The sequence below is a fragment of the Alkalilacustris brevis genome (assembly GCF_003350345.1).
Taxonomy (GTDB): Bacteria; Pseudomonadota; Alphaproteobacteria; order Rhodobacterales; family Rhodobacteraceae; genus Alkalilacustris; species Alkalilacustris brevis.
Window position 1 is genome coordinate 1 of the sequence record NZ_QNVJ01000014.1, and the last position, 15,373, is coordinate 15,373.

Annotated in this window: 18 protein-coding genes; 7 read left to right on the forward strand and 11 right to left on the reverse strand. The window is 64.9% G+C overall.

What is annotated here, in order from left to right:
• Positions 1-100 (forward strand): EF-Tu C-terminal domain-related protein (locus tag DQ229_RS01820; RefSeq protein WP_155326419.1); only part of this gene is annotated, 100 nt, incomplete at its 5' end.
• 163 nt (positions 101-263) lie between these two features.
• On the opposite strand, the gene DQ229_RS01825 is transcribed toward DQ229_RS01820, so the two are convergent.
• Positions 264-1,097 (reverse strand): DUF6473 family protein, encoded by an 834-nt coding sequence (locus DQ229_RS01825; protein ID WP_114964575.1) that lies wholly within the window; start codon positions 1,095-1,097, stop codon positions 264-266.
• 154 nt (positions 1,098-1,251) lie between these two features.
• Here DQ229_RS01825 and DQ229_RS01830 point away from each other — a divergent pair, with 154 nt between their 5' ends.
• The 3 genes from DQ229_RS01830 (at position 1,252) to DQ229_RS01840 (ending at position 6,009) form a co-directional block, all read left to right on the forward strand.
• Complete coding sequence (locus tag DQ229_RS01830; RefSeq protein ID WP_114964576.1) at positions 1,252-2,127, forward strand: 3-hydroxybutyryl-CoA dehydrogenase; 876 nt, start codon at positions 1,252-1,254, stop codon at positions 2,125-2,127.
• Positions 2,128-2,190: 63 nt separating this feature from the next.
• The gene (gene rnr, locus DQ229_RS01835; RefSeq protein ID WP_114964619.1) at positions 2,191-4,452 is read left to right on the forward strand and encodes a ribonuclease R; all 2,262 of its coding nucleotides are present in this window, start codon (positions 2,191-2,193) and stop codon (positions 4,450-4,452) included.
• Positions 4,453-4,566: 114 nt separating this feature from the next.
• Positions 4,567-6,009 carry a hypothetical protein gene (locus tag DQ229_RS01840; RefSeq protein WP_238380922.1) on the forward strand — a complete coding sequence of 481 codons (1,443 nt, stop codon included), beginning with the start codon at positions 4,567-4,569 and terminating at the stop codon, positions 6,007-6,009.
• A 115-nt stretch (positions 6,010-6,124) separates the two neighbouring features.
• On the opposite strand, the gene DQ229_RS01845 is transcribed toward DQ229_RS01840, so the two are convergent.
• Positions 6,125-7,117: an adenosine kinase gene (locus DQ229_RS01845; protein ID WP_114964577.1), complete on the reverse strand. Its 993-nt coding sequence runs from the start codon at positions 7,115-7,117 to the stop codon at positions 6,125-6,127.
• On the reverse strand, positions 7,114-7,758 hold the full coding sequence (nth, locus tag DQ229_RS01850; RefSeq protein ID WP_114964578.1) for an endonuclease III: 645 nt from the start codon (positions 7,756-7,758) through the stop codon (positions 7,114-7,116). Before nth ends, DQ229_RS01845 begins: the two co-directional genes overlap by 4 nt.
• Before the next feature lie 146 nt (positions 7,759-7,904).
• On the opposite strand from nth, the gene DQ229_RS01855 reads away from it, so the two are divergent.
• Both DQ229_RS01855 and DQ229_RS01860 read left to right on the forward strand, forming a co-directional pair.
• Positions 7,905-8,756, forward strand: coding sequence for a methylated-DNA--[protein]-cysteine S-methyltransferase (locus DQ229_RS01855; protein ID WP_114964579.1), 852 nt, complete (start codon positions 7,905-7,907; stop codon positions 8,754-8,756).
• 147 nt (positions 8,757-8,903) lie between these two features.
• A complete protein-coding gene (locus tag DQ229_RS01860) occupies positions 8,904-9,551 on the forward strand; it encodes a YiaD family glycine zipper/OmpA-like lipoprotein (protein ID WP_114964580.1) in 648 nt (215 codons plus the stop codon).
• Between the two features lie 90 nt (positions 9,552-9,641).
• Here DQ229_RS01860 and DQ229_RS01865 read toward each other — a convergent pair whose 3' ends face one another.
• The 5 genes from DQ229_RS01865 to DQ229_RS01885 form a co-directional block, all read right to left on the reverse strand.
• Positions 9,642-10,208 (reverse strand): F0F1 ATP synthase subunit B, encoded by a 567-nt coding sequence (locus DQ229_RS01865; protein WP_114964581.1) that lies wholly within the window; start codon positions 10,206-10,208, stop codon positions 9,642-9,644.
• Positions 10,205-10,762, reverse strand: coding sequence for a F0F1 ATP synthase subunit B' (locus DQ229_RS01870; protein WP_114964582.1), 558 nt, complete (start codon positions 10,760-10,762; stop codon positions 10,205-10,207). Before DQ229_RS01870 ends, DQ229_RS01865 begins: the two co-directional genes overlap by 4 nt.
• An 82-nt stretch (positions 10,763-10,844) precedes the next feature.
• Positions 10,845-11,081, reverse strand: a complete 237-nt coding sequence (locus DQ229_RS01875; RefSeq protein ID WP_114964583.1) for a F0F1 ATP synthase subunit C — start codon at positions 11,079-11,081, stop codon at positions 10,845-10,847.
• A gap of 61 nt (positions 11,082-11,142) precedes the next feature.
• On the reverse strand, positions 11,143-11,853 hold the full coding sequence (locus DQ229_RS01880; protein WP_114964584.1) for a F0F1 ATP synthase subunit A: 711 nt from the start codon (positions 11,851-11,853) through the stop codon (positions 11,143-11,145).
• Positions 11,854-11,881: 28 nt separating this feature from the next.
• A complete protein-coding gene (locus DQ229_RS01885) occupies positions 11,882-12,238 on the reverse strand; it encodes an AtpZ/AtpI family protein (RefSeq protein WP_114964585.1) in 357 nt (118 codons plus the stop codon).
• Positions 12,239-12,447: 209 nt separating this feature from the next.
• On the opposite strand from DQ229_RS01885, the gene DQ229_RS01890 reads away from it, so the two are divergent.
• Positions 12,448-12,822 (forward strand): ArsR/SmtB family transcription factor, encoded by a 375-nt coding sequence (locus tag DQ229_RS01890; RefSeq protein ID WP_114964586.1) that lies wholly within the window; start codon positions 12,448-12,450, stop codon positions 12,820-12,822.
• Positions 12,823-12,839: 17 nt separating this feature from the next.
• On the opposite strand, the gene DQ229_RS01895 is transcribed toward DQ229_RS01890, so the two are convergent.
• The 3 genes from DQ229_RS01895 to DQ229_RS01905 all read right to left on the reverse strand — a co-directional run bounded on the left by DQ229_RS01895 (position 12,840) and on the right by DQ229_RS01905 (position 15,190).
• Positions 12,840-13,253: a universal stress protein gene (locus DQ229_RS01895; RefSeq protein ID WP_114964587.1), complete on the reverse strand. Its 414-nt coding sequence runs from the start codon at positions 13,251-13,253 to the stop codon at positions 12,840-12,842.
• Positions 13,254-13,341: 88 nt separating this feature from the next.
• Entirely contained in the window at positions 13,342-14,277 is a 936-nt protein-coding gene (locus DQ229_RS01900; protein WP_114964588.1) for a DMT family transporter, read from the reverse strand.
• Positions 14,278-14,305: 28 nt separating this feature from the next.
• Positions 14,306-15,190 (reverse strand): LysR family transcriptional regulator, encoded by an 885-nt coding sequence (locus DQ229_RS01905; RefSeq protein WP_114964589.1) that lies wholly within the window; start codon positions 15,188-15,190, stop codon positions 14,306-14,308.
• Positions 15,191-15,373 lie beyond the last annotated feature (183 nt).

Genomic DNA, 15,373 nt, shown 5'->3' on the forward strand with positions numbered 1-15,373 from the left:
GCTGATCGCCCCGATCGCCATGGAGGAAAAGCTCCGCTTCGCAATCCGCGAAGGCGGCCGCACGGTTGGAGCAGGGGTCGTTTCCAAGATCATCGCATGATCCTGGAAACGGGCGCGTCCGCGGAAACCGCAGACACGACCGGCGCGGGCGTCGTCTCGAAGATCATCGCGTAAGATCCACGGCGACAGCGAAAACAGAACATGGCGCGGCCCCGGGGCCGCGCCTTTTTCGTGACAACGACCTGGCGCCTCAGCTGTCGCGCTCAGGTCGGGCGTGACATCGCCTTGATGAGCGGCATCAGCCGTTCGGCTGCCGTTTCATGCGCGGCGGGACCGGGCAGATGCGCGGCTGCCTCGCGCTCGGCCGGGGCGAATATCATCCCCTCCACGTCGAAACCGTCATCTGCCGCAGCGGCAACCATTTCGACATAGCCCGCAAGACTGGGCAGCAGCCGGTCAAGCATGTCGCGCGTGACCATCAGCGGGTCTCCCGGCACGAACGGGCAGGCAATGGCAGGCGGCGCGTGACGCGCCAGCCAGAGCCCCACCACGGGCCGCCCGACCTGCGCGATCAGCGCCGCCGCCCGCTCGACCCAGGCCGCTGCCAGCACCGCGCGCACCTTCGCGAAGCGTCGCGGCCCACGCCGCGCAAGCCCGCCCAGAAGATGCCGCGTAAAGGTGAATTCGGTGAAATCGACCTCGGGATAAAGCGCCCGAAGCGCCGGCGCGGTGCGCAAGAAGCGATCGTTGCGCCGCGGATGCACCGTGTAAAGCGGGTTCGAGAGCGCGTGCGCCCCCGGAAGTTGCAGCACGACAGCCTCTGCGCCGCGGGCGATCTGCAACGCCTGCTCATCACCCAGAAAACTGTCAAGGCCAGCATTCACGCAACCCAGATTTATCACCCGTGTCCCTGCCTTCTGCTCAAGCAGATCGGCATAGGGCCGGGCAATGAACTTGCCGAAGCTTTCCGTCCCGCCAAGCACAGCGCAATAGCGCCCCTCAAGCCGCCGCGAAGGCCCGCGAAAGCGCAACCGTGACTGCCCGTATGAACAGCAGTGATAATCCAGCCCCCCGCGGCCCGGCCAGGAATAGGCCATCTTGCACCCCACATGATTATTTTCACACCCTCTGCCATTGTTTCCTGCCCCCGTTAGCAAAACCCTAACGCGCAGCGTGGCGCGCCTTCGGCCTTGCACCCCTGCCGGGCGGGGGCATAAGGTCGCCCGCGAAGACAGGATTCAGGGGTAGGTCATGGCGATAAGGACAGTCGGCATTGTCGGCGCAGGGCAGATGGGCAACGGGATCGCGCATGTTTTCGCCCTGTCGGGCTATGACGTGACCCTGAGCGACATCTCGCAGGAGCAGCTCAACCGCGCCCTTGCGACCATCAAGAAGAACCTCGACCGCCAGGTCACGCGTGAAAAAATCACGGCCGAGGATCGCGATGCGGCCCTGGCTCGGATCGGCGCCACCACGCGGCTGGCCGATATCGGCCCAAGCGATCTGATCATCGAATCAGCGACCGAGCGCGAAACCGTCAAGCAGGCAATTTTCGAGGATCTGGCCCCGCATCTGGGCCCCGAGACGATCCTGACATCGAACACCTCTTCGATCTCCATCACCCGGCTGGCAGCCCGCACTGATCGGCCCGGGCGCTTCATGGGGCTGCATTTCATGAACCCGGTGCCGGTGATGCAACTGGTCGAGCTGATCCGCGGCATCGCCACTGACGAGCCCACCTACAAAACCATGGCCGAGGTTGTGAAAACCCTGGGAAAGACGGCGGCGACGTCAGAGGATTTCCCCGCTTTCATCGTCAACCGCATTCTGGTGCCGATGATCAACGAGGCGGTCTATACCCTGTACGAGGGGGTCGGCACCGTCATTTCGATCGACACCTCGCTCAAACTGGGTGCCAATCACCCGATGGGGCCGCTTGAGCTGGCCGATTTCATCGGGCTGGACACCTGCCTGGCGATCATGAACGTCCTGCATGACGGGCTGGCCGATACCAAGTACCGCCCCTGCCCGCTTCTGACCAAATATGTCGAGGCCGGCTGGCTGGGCCGCAAGACCGGCCGGGGTTTCTATGACTATAGCGGCGAGACGCCCGTGCCGACGCGTTGAGGCCGTCGCCTCGCCGCGCTTTCGGCGATGACACGCCCCTTGCACCATGATACGGCGCGGATCATGCGAGAACTTCCATCGAAACAGGATCTGCGCGACTGGATCGCCGAGAACCCCGACAAGACGGGCAAGCGCGACATCGCGCGCGCCTTCGGCATCAAGGGCTCAGGCCGGATCGAACTCAAGCGTCTGCTCAGAGAGCTTGAGCAAGAGGGCCTGATCGAAAAGCGCCGGCGCAGCTATCGCGACCCCGAGCGGCTGCCACCGGTGGCCGTGCTGCAGGTGCTGCCACCCGATGACGCGGGCGATCTGTTCGCCCGTCCTCTGGAATGGCGCGGCGAGGGGCCCGAGCCGCGCATCCTGATCGTGCAGCGGCAATCCGACCCGGCCCTGGGGGGCGGCGAGCGGATCCTGGCTAAGCTGCTTCCCGTGCGCGGTGAAGACTACAGCTATGAGGCGCGGCTCATCCGGCGCATCGCGGCCGCGCCCAGCCGCATCATCGGCATATACCGCGCCGAGGCCGAGGGCGGGCGTATCGTGCCGGTGGCCAAGGGCGCCGACCGCGAGTGGCGCGTGGCCGCCGGAGCGACGCATGGCGCGAAGGACGGCGAACTGGTTGAGGCCGAGCACGCAGGCCCCGCCGGACGGCTGGGCGCGCCGCGTGCACGCGTGATCGAACGGCTGGGCGACCCGTCGGCCCCCCGTGCCGTTTCGCTGATCGCCATTCACCAGCACGGCATTCCCGACGCATTCCCCGAAGACGTGCTGGCCGAAGCCGAGCGTGCCAAACCCGCCGGGATTTCGGGGCGCGAGGATCTTCGTGCACTGCCCTTCGTCACGATCGACCCCTCGGATGCGCGCGACCATGACGACGCGGTGTTCGCCCGCCCCGACGACGACCCCGCAAACCCCGGCGGGCATGTGGTCTGGGTGGCGATTGCCGATGTGGCACATTATGTGCGCCCCGGCAGCACGCTGGACCGAGAGGCACGCAAGCGCGGCAACTCCACCTATTTCCCCGACCGGGTGGTGCCGATGCTGCCCGACCGGCTGTCGGGTGAGTTGTGCTCGCTGCACGAGGGTGTCGCGCGGCCAGTTGTCGCGGTGGCCATGGTGCTGGATGCCAGGGGGCGCAAGATCTCGCACCGGTTTACCCGCGCCATCGTGCAATCGGCGGCCTCGCTCACCTATTCAGAAGTGCAGGCCGCTGCCGACGGCGAGTTGAGCGAGCGCACGAAAGACCTTGCCGAGCCGGTGATCGGCCCGCTTTACGCCGCTTGGCGCGCCGTTCATGCCGAGCGCGTGCGGCGCGAGCCGCTGGATATCGACCTGCCCGAGCGCCGCATCCAGTTGTCGGAGGACGGGCGCGTCACCTCGGTCGCTTTTGCCGAACGCTATGATGCGCATCGGCTGATCGAGGATTTCATGGTGCTGGCCAATGTGGCCGCCGCCGAAGAGCTGATCCGCAGGCAGCGGCCGCTGCTGTTTCGCGTACACGAAGAACCCAGCCCCGAAAAGCTGGAGTCCTTGCGCGAGGTGGCGCAGGCCTCGGGGCTGACGCTGGCCAAGGGGCAGGTGCTGCAGACCAGCCACCTCAACCGGCTGCTGGCGCAGGCCGAGGGCACCGAATTCGACGAGTTGATCAACATGGCCACACTGCGCTCGATGACGCAGGCCTATTACAACCCCGAGAATTTCGGCCATTTCGGGCTGGCGCTGCGCAACTATGCGCATTTCACCTCGCCGATCCGGCGCTATGCCGACCTGATCGTGCATCGCGCGCTGATCACCGCCCATGGCTGGGGGCCCGACGGGCTTTCCCCCGACGAGATCGAGCAGCTGGAAGAAACCGCCAAGCATATCTCCGATACCGAACGCCGCTCGATGCAGGCCGAGCGAGACACCACCGACCGCTACCTGGCCGCCTGGCTGGCCGAGCGCGTGGGCGCCGAGTTCACCGGCCGCATCTCGGGGATCACCCGCTTTGGCGTGTTCGTGAAGCTGGACGAATCGGGTGCCGATGGCCTGGTTCCGATCCGCACGCTGGGGCACGAGTTTTTCCATTTCGATGGCGATAGGCAGACCTTGATGGGCGAACGCTCGGGGTTGACGCTGCGCTCGGGCCAGCGCGCGCTGGTGCGGCTGGCCGAGGCCACACCAGTGACGGGCGGGCTGACGCTGGAGCTGCTGGAACTGGAAGGCAAGGCGCTGCCGCGCGGGCCGCAGCCAGCGCGCAAGGGCGCAAACGGCAAACGCAAGATTGCGCGCGCGAAGGCTAAATCCGCAAAGGTCAAGCGCAAGGTCGAACGCAAGCGCAACGGCTGAGCCGCCCTTCAGGACGCGCCCCTGCGGGCCGCAAACCACCGCCGGGGCCTTGCACTGCCCGCGCCGACACAGCATGACCTGTGTACAGCAGGCAAGCAGGCAGGAGGGTTCCGGGTGCGCGAAAAATCAGGTGTGAGTCGCTGGCTGTCTGAAAGCCGGGTCGCCGTTCTGTCCGCCAGCCTGCTGCTGGCCGCCGCAACCTGCCTCGCGATCCTGTTCGAATGGACCGCCGACACCACCACCGCGCGGCTGGCCTCGGCGGCGACGGTGCTGGCCATCGCGATCTTGTGGTTTCAGATCGACTGGTCGCGGCGGGCGTTCGTGCTGGTCGCGCTTGGCGTGTTCCTGGCCGGGGTGGTCACCCTGCCCGACTGGCGCGCCGCCGCCGAGGCAGGGCTGCGCAGCTCCATCTTCATCGTGGCCTTCTTTACCTCACTCATCACCCTGCGCAGCGTCGCCGCCGGATCAACCGCGATCATGCGCTGCGGCCATTTCCTGGCTCATCAGCCACCTGGACGGCGTTACCTCGCGCTGTCGGCCGGGGGACATCTATTCGGGCTGATCCTCAGCTACGGCGCGATCACGCTGCTGGGCGGGATGGCGACGGCCAAACGGCCCGAGGATGACGAAGCCAGCGAGGAGGTGCGCAATCACCGTCGCCGGCGCATGCTGGTGGCGATTCAGCGGGGCTTTGTCTCAAGCCTGCCGTGGTCGCCCTTTGCCTTCGCCATCGCCATTTCGACCAGTCTTATCCCGGGTGCAAGCTGGGGCGCCGTTGTGGGCTGGTGCGCGGTCAGCAGCCTTCTGCTGATGGCATTGGGCTGGACCCTCGATACCATATTCAAGCCAAGGCTGAGTGCCCCGGCACCCGTGCGCACCGCCCCCGAAGGCACCTGGTTGGGCAATCTCGCGCCGTTGCTCGTGTTGCTGGGGGTGCTGGTTGTCGGAGTGGCCGGGCTTTACAGCATCACGCAATTGCGCATCGTCGCCATCGTGATGACGGTGGTGCCGCTGATCGCCCTTGGCTGGATCGCTTTTCAGCGCAAGGGCGATGGTCCGGGGCCGGCGCGGCGCATACAGGCGCTTGCCACGGGCTTCATCAACGATGACATCCCGCGCTTTCGCGCCGAGGTGGTGTTGCTCAGCATGGCCGGCTTTATCGGCACCATGGGTTCGCACCTGGCCGAGCCGCTGGTCCTGGCCTCGGGGGTTGACCTGACGGCGGTGCCCGGCTGGGTCATCCTGATGGGGCTTTTCTGGCTGATCCCGGTGGTCGGGCAGTTCGGGATGAACCCGATTCTGGCGGTTTCGCTGACGGTGCCGCTGCTGCCCAGCCCCGAAGCCCTGGGGCTGAGCCCGTCGATCCTGGTTCTGGCGATCACCAGCGGCTGGGCGATCAGCGGCGCGACCTCGCCCTTCACCGCCTCCACATTGCTGACCGGCGCGCTGGGAAATGTCAGCGCGACGCATGTCGGGCTACGCTGGAACGGGCTTTATGCCATCACCTGCGGTGTCGTGCTTTCGGGCTGGGTGCTGCTGGTTGCGCAGCTGATCTGAAGGCCCGCCTGACGGGCTGGGGGCGCGCAGCCAATGAAAAAGCCAAAGGCCCGCAAGCTTGCGCGCATGCGGGCCTTTGCGTGAAAACATGGCCGGAACGATGCAGTAAAGTGCCTTACAGCGCGCCGTGCGCGGCGAACAAGGCGCGCAGATCAGCCTCGGGGCGTGCGCCGATGTGGCCGATCACTTCGGAGGCGGCAATATTTCCCAGCCGCCCGCAATCGGACAGAGAACGCCCTTCGGCCAGCGCCCACAGGAACGCGCCGGCGAACATGTCACCCGCCCCGGTGGCATCCGTAACCCGGCTGGGCACCGCAGGCACATGCCAGTGCTGCCCCTCGGCCAGCACATGCACGCCATTGGCGCTGTCGGTCCCGGCGACGATCGCGACCTCGGATGCGGCGGCCTTCAGCGCGGCATCGAAATCGGTCGTTTCATACATCGACAGCAACTCGGCCCGGTTGGCAAACAGCAAGTCCACATCGGCCTGGATCATCATGCGAAACGCCGCGCGGTGACGTTCGACACAGAACGGGTCGGACAGCGTCAGCGCCACACGCCCGCCAGCCGCACGCGTCGTCGCGATGGCCTGGGCAAAGGCGGCATGGCTGTCAGGCCCGTCGAAGCGATAGCCCTCAAGGTATAGCCATTCGGCATCGCGCAGCAGATCTTCGTCAATATCCTCGGGCGCGAGGTTCTCGCTCCAGCCCAGATAGGTGTTCATCGAGCGCTCGCCATCCGGCGTGACCAACACGATGCAACGGCCGGTTTCCTGCGCACTGTCGCGCGGCGCCATGGGGGTTTTGTAAACCGCGCCTTGCGCGCGCAGGTCATGGGCAAAGATCGCGCCCAGCTGATCGTCGCAAACCTTGCCGATATAGGCCGTGCGCCCGCCAAGCGCGGCAATGCCGGCAATGGTGTTGGCAGCCGATCCGCCCGAAATTTCGCGTGCAGGGCCGACCTGGTCATAGAGCGAAACCGCGCGCTCCATGTCGATAAGCTGCATGATCCCCTTGCCGATGCCATTCTCGGCCAGAAACTCCTCATCTGTATGGGCCAGAATGTCGACCATCGCGTTGCCGATCCCGACAACCTGAAACTTCTTCATATCGTCTTCTCCTCGAACGGACAGAGGTCGCGCATGATGCAGGTGCCGCAGGCGGGTTTGCGGGCCTTGCAGGTGTAACGGCCATGCAGGATCAGCCAGTGATGCGCGTGCAGCTGAAACTCGGCCGGGATGTTGTCTTCGATCGCACGCTCGACGGCGTTCACATCGCGGCCGGGGCAGATGCCGGTGCGATTGCCCACACGGAAGATATGCGTATCCACCGCCTGTGCCGGCATCCGCCACCACATGTTGAGCACCACATTCGCCGTCTTGCGCCCGACGCCGGGCAGCGATTGCAGCGCCGCGCGCGACGAGGGTACCTCGCCGCCGTATTCCTCGACCAGGATGTGCGAGAGCTTGATAACGTTCTTGGCCTTGTTGCGGTAAAGGCCGATGGTCTTGATATGCTCGATCAGCCCCTCCTCGCCCAGGGCGAGCATCTTTTCCGGCGTGTCGGCGACGGCAAACAGGCTGCGTGTGGCACGATTGACCCCAACATCAGTTGCCTGCGCGCTCAGCGCGACGGCCACCAGCAGCGTGAAGGCGTTGACGTGCTCAAGCTCGCCCTTCGGTTCAGGCTCGACCGCGTGAAAGCGGGTGAATATCTCGCGGATACGGTGGTAATCCAGTTGCGTGGCCATGGCGCAAGGTATGGCCCGGCACCTGCGTCGCGGCAAGGGGGCACGGGCACAAAACAGCACCGCCAGGCGATTGCGCAGGATTCGGGTCGCACGGCAAGGCGGTTCAGGGTTACAGATATTCTTGGCGCGCAAGCACGGACAGCACCATGCGAAACATCCCCGACACCGGCAACGACCCATATCATTACGCGTTGATCGCCCGCGCACTGGAAATCATCGATACCGCACCCGCTGCACCCACGTTGGATGAACTGGCCGACAGGCTGGGCCTGAGTCCCGCGCATTTTCAGCGGGTCTTCAGCCGCTGGGTCGGAGTCTCGCCCAAACGCTATCAGCAATACCTGGCGCTGGACCACAGCCGCCGGCTGCTTGCGGCACGCCATAATGTGCTGGAAACCAGCCTTGCCACCGGGCTTTCCGGCAGCGGCCGGCTGCATGACTTGTTCGTACAATGGGAGGCGATGACACCGGGCGAATACGCCAGGGCCGGCGCCGGGCTTACCATTCGCCACGGCTGGGGCGCCTCGCCCTTCGGCCCGATTCTGGGCATGGCGACCGAGCGCGGCTTGTGCGGCATCGGCTTTGCCGCAGTGGCCGGACGCGCGGCCGCATTTGCCGACCTTGCAGCCCGCTGGCCAAAGGCGCGGCTGATCGCTGATGACGCGGCCGTTGCGCCCATGCTGGAAAGGGTGTTCCAGCGGCGCGAAAGCCCGGTTTCCCTACATGTCTGGGGCACGCCATTCCAGATCAAGGTATGGGAGGCCCTGCTGCATGTTCCCGAAGGCCATGTCAGCACCTATTCCGACCTGGCCCGCGCTGCCGGAACGCCCAGGGGCGTGCGCGCGGCCGGCTCGGCCATCGGCCGCAATCCGCTGGCCTTCATCATCCCCTGCCATCGCGCCTTGCGCAAATCCGGTGCCTTGGGTGGCTATCACTGGGGGTTGCCGGTAAAGCGCGCGATGCTGGCGTGGGAATCCGCGCGGGCCGAAGCGGGCTGAGTTCCGCCCCCGCCCAAACGCGCGCTAAAACGTCCAGCAAAACATCGCCAATGTGATCGCGGGCCGCTTGGAATAGCACACTCACACGATATAGTTGTCGCCGAACCCGGTGCATCCGCCGGGATGTGTATCAAGGAGTAAGCAGGAATGCGTTCTGGAGTCACAGTTGCACTGATCGGGGCAAGCGCGCTGGCCCTCACAGCATGTATGCCCGCCACCGAAGACAACCAGCGCACACGCACCGGCGCAACGATCGGTGCGGTGGCCGGCGGCCTTGCCGGCGCTACCGCCGGCGGCAGCCAGGATCGCCTTTTCCGCACCGCCGTGGGTGCCGGGCTGGGCGCGGCGGTCGGTGGCCTGATCGGCCAGCAGCTTGACCGGCAGGCGGCCGAGTTGCAGCGCGACCTTGGCAATGACGTGCAGGTCGTCAACACTGGCTCGCATCTGGTCGTGACCATGCCCAGCGAGATTCTGTTCGATGTGGACAGCGCGGTGGTGCGCGTCGGACTGCAGCGCGATCTGCAGACCCTCGCGCGCAGCCTGCAGGACTATCCCGACAGCAGCGTTCAGGTTGTGGGCCATACCGACAACACCGGTTCGGCAGCCTATAACCAGACGCTTTCGGAACGGCGCGCCAATTCGGTCGCCGCCGTGCTGCGCAACGCCGGTGTCGACCAGCGCCGGATCATCTCGATCGGCCGGGGCGAAGACCAGCCCGTAGCCTCGAACCTGACAACCGAAGGCCGGGCCCAGAACCGCCGGGTCGAGATTTTCATCATCCCGCATCAGCGCTGATCGCGGCAGGCGCTGGCCTAAAGGAACGGGAAAGGCCCGGCAGAGCGATCTGCCGGGCCTTTTCAATTCATCGGGCAATGCAGCCCAGTATCAGTGCAGCTTCTGCTCGATCACGCCGATGCCGTCGTCGACCAGGCGGTTGGCGTCGGCTGCCTTCATCTGCTTGGTTATCAACTCCCCCGAGGCGGCAACCGCAACTTCGACCGCCCGGTTGCGGACCGAGCGCAGCGCCTCTGCCTCGGCCGATGCGATCTGATCCTCGGCCGCCTTCACGCGGCGCTGAAACGAAGTTTCAATATCAGCGCGGGCCTGTTCGGCGGCCTCTTCGGCCTCGCGGCGGGCATTCTCGACGATGCGCTTGGCCTGGTCCTCGACCTCGCGCTGCTTGCGCTCGTAGGAGGCCAGCACCTGCTGGGCCTCTTCGCGCAGGGCGCGCGCCTCGTCCAGGTCGGCGCGAATGGCATCTGCCCGCTTGTCGAGCATCCCGGTGATGATCGCCGGCACCTTGTAATAGACCAGAATACCGACGAACAGCACAAAGGCGATCGCGACAACGATGTCGGTGTTATAAAGCGAGAAGAACGGGTAATCCCCGGCAGCGGCAAGCGCAGGTGTCGCGCCCGAGATCAGCGCCAAAGCGATCAGTGCTTTCCTCATGCCGCATCCCCCTGCTTGAGCCGCGCCGAAACCGCCGCGTTCACCGAACGCCCATCGGCCTTGTGCCCCATCGATTCCAGCACCGCCTTGACGGTATCACGCGCAACCTCTTCGATCGCTGCGTCGGCGTCTTTGCGGATCCCGGCAATGCGCTGCTCGGATTCGGCAGTGCGGGCCGCAATCTCGGCGTCGGCCTTGGCCATCGCCTCATCCAGCCGCTCCTGCATCTCGGCCTTGGTCCGGTCAACGATGCGCGCCGCCTCGGTGCGGGCATCTGCCAGCGCCTTCTGATAGGCCTCTTCGGCCTCTTCGGCCTTGCGCTTGAGTTCCTCGGCACGGGCGACGTCATTGGTGATCGTGCCACGACGCTCGGCCAGAACGGCGGCGATCCGCGGCAACGCCATGCGCGACAGGATCAAGTAGATCACGACCAGTGTGACCACCAGCCAGAATATCTGGTTGGGGAAAGTGGCGAAGTCGATCTGCGGCATACCCACGTCTTGCGGGCCCACGTCTTGCGGGGCAGACCCAAGCTCGCTCGCTTGCGGTTCCATTGCGGCCTCCTTCAGCGCAGGGCTTACGCCTGAGGCCGGGCGAGGCTGAACCCCGACCCGGCCACAGAAATGACGTAGCGGATCAGACCGCGAACATCAGCAGCAGCGCAACCAGGAACGAGAAGATCCCGAGAGCCTCGGCAAAGGCGATGCCGATGAACAGGAACGCCGTCTGGCCAGCAGCGGCGGCCGGGTTGCGCAGCGCGCCCGACAGGAAGTTACCGGCAATGTTGCCCACACCGATGGCAGCGCCACCCATGCCGATGGCGGTCAGACCGACACCGATGTACTTGCCCATTTCTGCGATATCGCCTTCCATGTCGTTTCTCCTTGAGTTTGGAATAGGCTTGATTGGGTATCCGGACCGTCGCCGCGCCTCGTCAGTGCGAGGGGTGCAGCGCGTCGCGCAGGTAGACGCAGGTCAGAATTGTGAACACATAGGCCTGGATCGCCGCGACCAGCAACTCGAGCGCGTAAAGCGCGGTCACCGCGAGGATCGGCACGAAAGAGGCCACGCCAAGCGCACCGGCAAAACCTGCGAACACCTTGGCCACCGCATGGCCGGCCATCATCGCGCCGGCAAGACGGATGGAATGGCTGACCGGCCGCGCGAAATACGAGATCAGCTCGATGATCGCCAGCACCGGGCGCAGCACCAGCGGCGCCGAGTCGACCCAGAAAAGCTTGAGGAACTTGGCGCCGTGCAGGACGAAACCCAGCACCGTTACCGAGATGAACACCGTCAGCGCCAGCACCGCCGTCACCGCGATATGCGAGGTGGTGGTAAAGGCGAAGGGGATCAGCCCCAGCAGGTTGGCGAACAGGATGAACATGAACAGCGTCATGATATATGGGAAAAAGCGCAGCCCGTCCTTGCCCGCCACATCCTCGACCATCTTGTGGATGAAGCCGTAGGACAGCTCGGCCATCGACTGGCCGCGCGTCGGCACGATGGCGCGCCCGCGCGTGCCCAGCATCAGCAGCACGGTGATCGCCAGCACCGTAAGCGCCATCCACAGCGTCACGTTGGTGGGGGTATACCAATGCACCACGTCACCGCCAAAAAGCGGTTTCACGACGAACTGGTCCATCGGTTTGATTACAAAGCCACCGGTCTGTTCAGCCACGTCGCCCGTCCTCTTCACCTTGCTTCGCGGGAGAGTCCGCGTCGCCTTCGTCCCTCTTGTCCGACATCGCGCGGGCGGTTCTGAGCATGGTCATCACACCCCCCGCGAAGCCCAGCAATGTAAACAGCAGCAGCAGGAATGGGCGCGTACCGAACAGCGCATCCAACCCCAGACCGATACCAACCCCGACCACAAGGCCCGCGACCAGCTCGGTGACCATCCGCCAGGCAAACTGCCCCTGGCTGTGATAGCCCCGCCCCCGAGGGCCGGCTTCGGCCGATTTACCGCGGGCGGCAGCTATACGTTCGCCGAGTTTCCTCAGCCGTTCCTGCTCACCTTGGTCCATCATGGCCGGATCCGCCCCTCGGACAGTCGCGCGGAAACTACGGAGCAGCGCAGCAGGAGTCAAGCGCCAACCGACCAGGTCAGGAACGCCCTATACATCTGATATAAATAAGAAATTTAAGAATTTCCGCTTCGCAGCATCGCCCCTGCGCGAATGCGGCATATTCAACTGTCTGGTTGACCATTGCGCGCGCCACCCATAATGCCTTGGCCATGAGCACGCCGCTGGACAGGACTTTCCACGCGCTCGCCGACCCGACGCGGCGGGCGATCCTAATGATGCTGCTTGAGGACGACATGGCCGTCACCGACGTGGCCGAGCCCTTGCCGATGTCGCTTGCCGCCGTGTCTAAGCACCTGGTGATCCTGGCCGATGCCGGGCTGATCAGCCAGGAAAAGCGCGGGCGGGTGAAATGGTGCAAGCTTGAACCCGACGCGCTGCGCGAGGCCAGCATCTGGATGCAAGCCTTCGGCCAGTTCGAGGCAATCAACCTGGACGCTTTCGAGCGCTTCCTCGAAGCCGAGCTGGGCGGCGAAAGCGACGTGGCAACGGCCACGCCGGCGCCAGAACAGGAACCGGAGTCCTGAACCCCGCAACCCGCGTTTCAGCGCACCAGGAACACTGACATCTCTGCATGAGCGGCAAGATCGGGGCCATGCGCCGAAAAGATCTTTTCGGCAAAACCCGGCACACGGGTCGCCATGACAATCAGGTCCGACCCAAGCTTGCGCGCCTCATCGAGAACCTTGTCATCCATGTCGATCTGCGGATCCGCCGACGGCACGGAATGCGCCTCGATCGGCACGCCGAGCCTCTCGGCAAGCTCAGCCGCCCAGGTCTTCAGCTTTTCCGCAAATTCCTGCGGGGTATGCGCTGCCGCACCAGGCAATGTCGGCGTCACGCCGACCAGATGCAGCGTCGAACCATGGGTCTTGGCCAGCCCAGCCGCGACGTTCAATGCCTTTTCCAGTGTGTCTGCATGGTTCAGATCAACCGGAACAACGATTTTCTCGAACATGGTCCCCCCGTTTGCTTTCAGTGTGTGGGAGCTTGAACGCTAGCAGGGAAAGGCCGCCTTTGTAAAATCCTCAGCGGCACCCGGACTTTCATGACTGATCTGACACCCCGGTCTCCTTGGCCGCGGCCAACTCTTGCTCGGGGTCGCCTTTCAGCAGCAGGATCAGCGCCAGAATGGTCAGCCCGACGCCGGGCAATACTATCGCCGGCGGCGCCCCGTGCCCCAGCGCCAGTTCCCAGCAGATCACCCAGGCCGGGGTCAGGTAGGTATAGGCCATCACCTTGGCCGAATGCAGGCGCATCGCGGCAAACTGCGTCAGGAAGGTCGTGGCCGCACTGGCGAAGACGATCAGATAGGCCATGACGATCCAGACCGCGAGCGAAAGCTCGTGCCACGGGGTATCGAGTATGTCCCGCCATCCGTAGGCCATCAGGCAGACAAAGCAGCCGCCCATCACCAGCGTGGTGGTCACAAGCGCGGGCTCGCCGCGGTTGAAACGCTTGAGAAGCGGCGCGACAAGCGCGTGTGTCGTGCAACCGATCAGGAATATCTTCTCGCCGCGCCCAAGCTCGAAGGCAAGCATCGCGCCGATATCGGCCCGGAAGATTACCAGGACCGCTCCCACAGCCCCTATGATCAGGGCAAATGCGATCCGGCCGGTCGCCATCTGCCGCAACACGAGAAAGGCGAAGAAAGCCGTCATCAGCGGCAGCAGGGTAAAGACGGCACCGGTCGAGACCGGCGTGGCGGTCTTGAGCGCCTCGAACATCGTGACGAAATAGACGGCAAACAGCGCCCCCACCAACAGATACCGCCAAGGGGCCTGGAAATGAGACCTGCGAAACCCTGTTCCAGCGGCCACCACCAGGCCGACCGCCAATGTCGCCACCAGATAGCGAAAGGCATTGATGGCCGGCGGGGCGATCTCGTTCGCGACCAGGGCCCCGAGGCTGTAGGAGCCTGCCACGAAGGCCGAAAAGCTCAGCATCGCCAGATGCCCCTGTGCCGCGGGCGTCAATCGCATCGCAGACCTCTTCCCGTTCCACAACGGTTCATCCCAACAGAACCCGCCCCGCATCTGCCTTGAGATGCGCCAATACCGCCTGCACCTTGGCCGACCGGTGCAGATCGACATGGGTGACAAGCCAGTAATGCACGACCCATGCCTCGCGCGGGGGGAGAACCGCAACCAGATCGTCACGGCCGGCCTGCGCCTCGGGCAGAAAACCCAGCCCCGCGCCCGCCAGAACCGCCTCGCGGATCGCATCCACATCGTTCACGCGGAAGGTCACGGCCCCGGGCGGGACATGTTCGTTGATCCAGCGCAGGAACGGCACGCGCGTGTCGCGATCATCGGCCCCGATCAGGCGATGCGCCGCCAGTTCATTCTCGGAGGCAGGCAGCCCGTTTGCCTCGATGTAGGACTGCGCGGCATAAAGGCCGTACCGGACCTGCCCGAACGGCTGCACGACGTTGTCGGGCTCTTGCGGGTGTGTGCCCGCCCGCACGGCAACGTGGGCTTCACCATATTCCAGCCGCAGAAGGCGCGTGTCGGACAGCAGCCGCACTGTCACATCCGGATGCGCCCGCTGAAACCCGGCGAGGCTGCGGCTCAGGAAACCGGCAACCTGCGGCACTGCGGTGACCGTCACCTCGCCGTTGACCATCTGCCCGCCGCCCTTGATCCTGTTGGCAAGCTGGGTGAACTGCTCATCGGTCGCGCGGGCAACCCTGAGCAGGTCTTCGCCCGCCTCGGTGGGGGTGTAGCCGCGCGAATGCCGCTGAAACAGCCGCACCCCAAGCCGCGCCTCAAGCGCATCTACATGGCGGATGACCGTGGCATGATGAACGCCCAGCGCCTCGGCGGCACCGCTGACCGTGCCGATCCTGGCCACATGGAAGGCCGTGCGGATCTCATCCCATGCCTCGACCGACATCTCTATCCTGCTGTTTGATCAGATCGGGCGTATCAGCGCATATGGCCGGGGCGGTTGCAACCCCCGGCCGGGCACGGCCCGCTCACGCCCAGGCGAGCAGAACGTTCCAAAAACTGTCAGAAAGGTGTTCAAATCTTGAGTTTACGCTGATTGCGCTCTTCGCTATCGTTTCCCAGATACCTC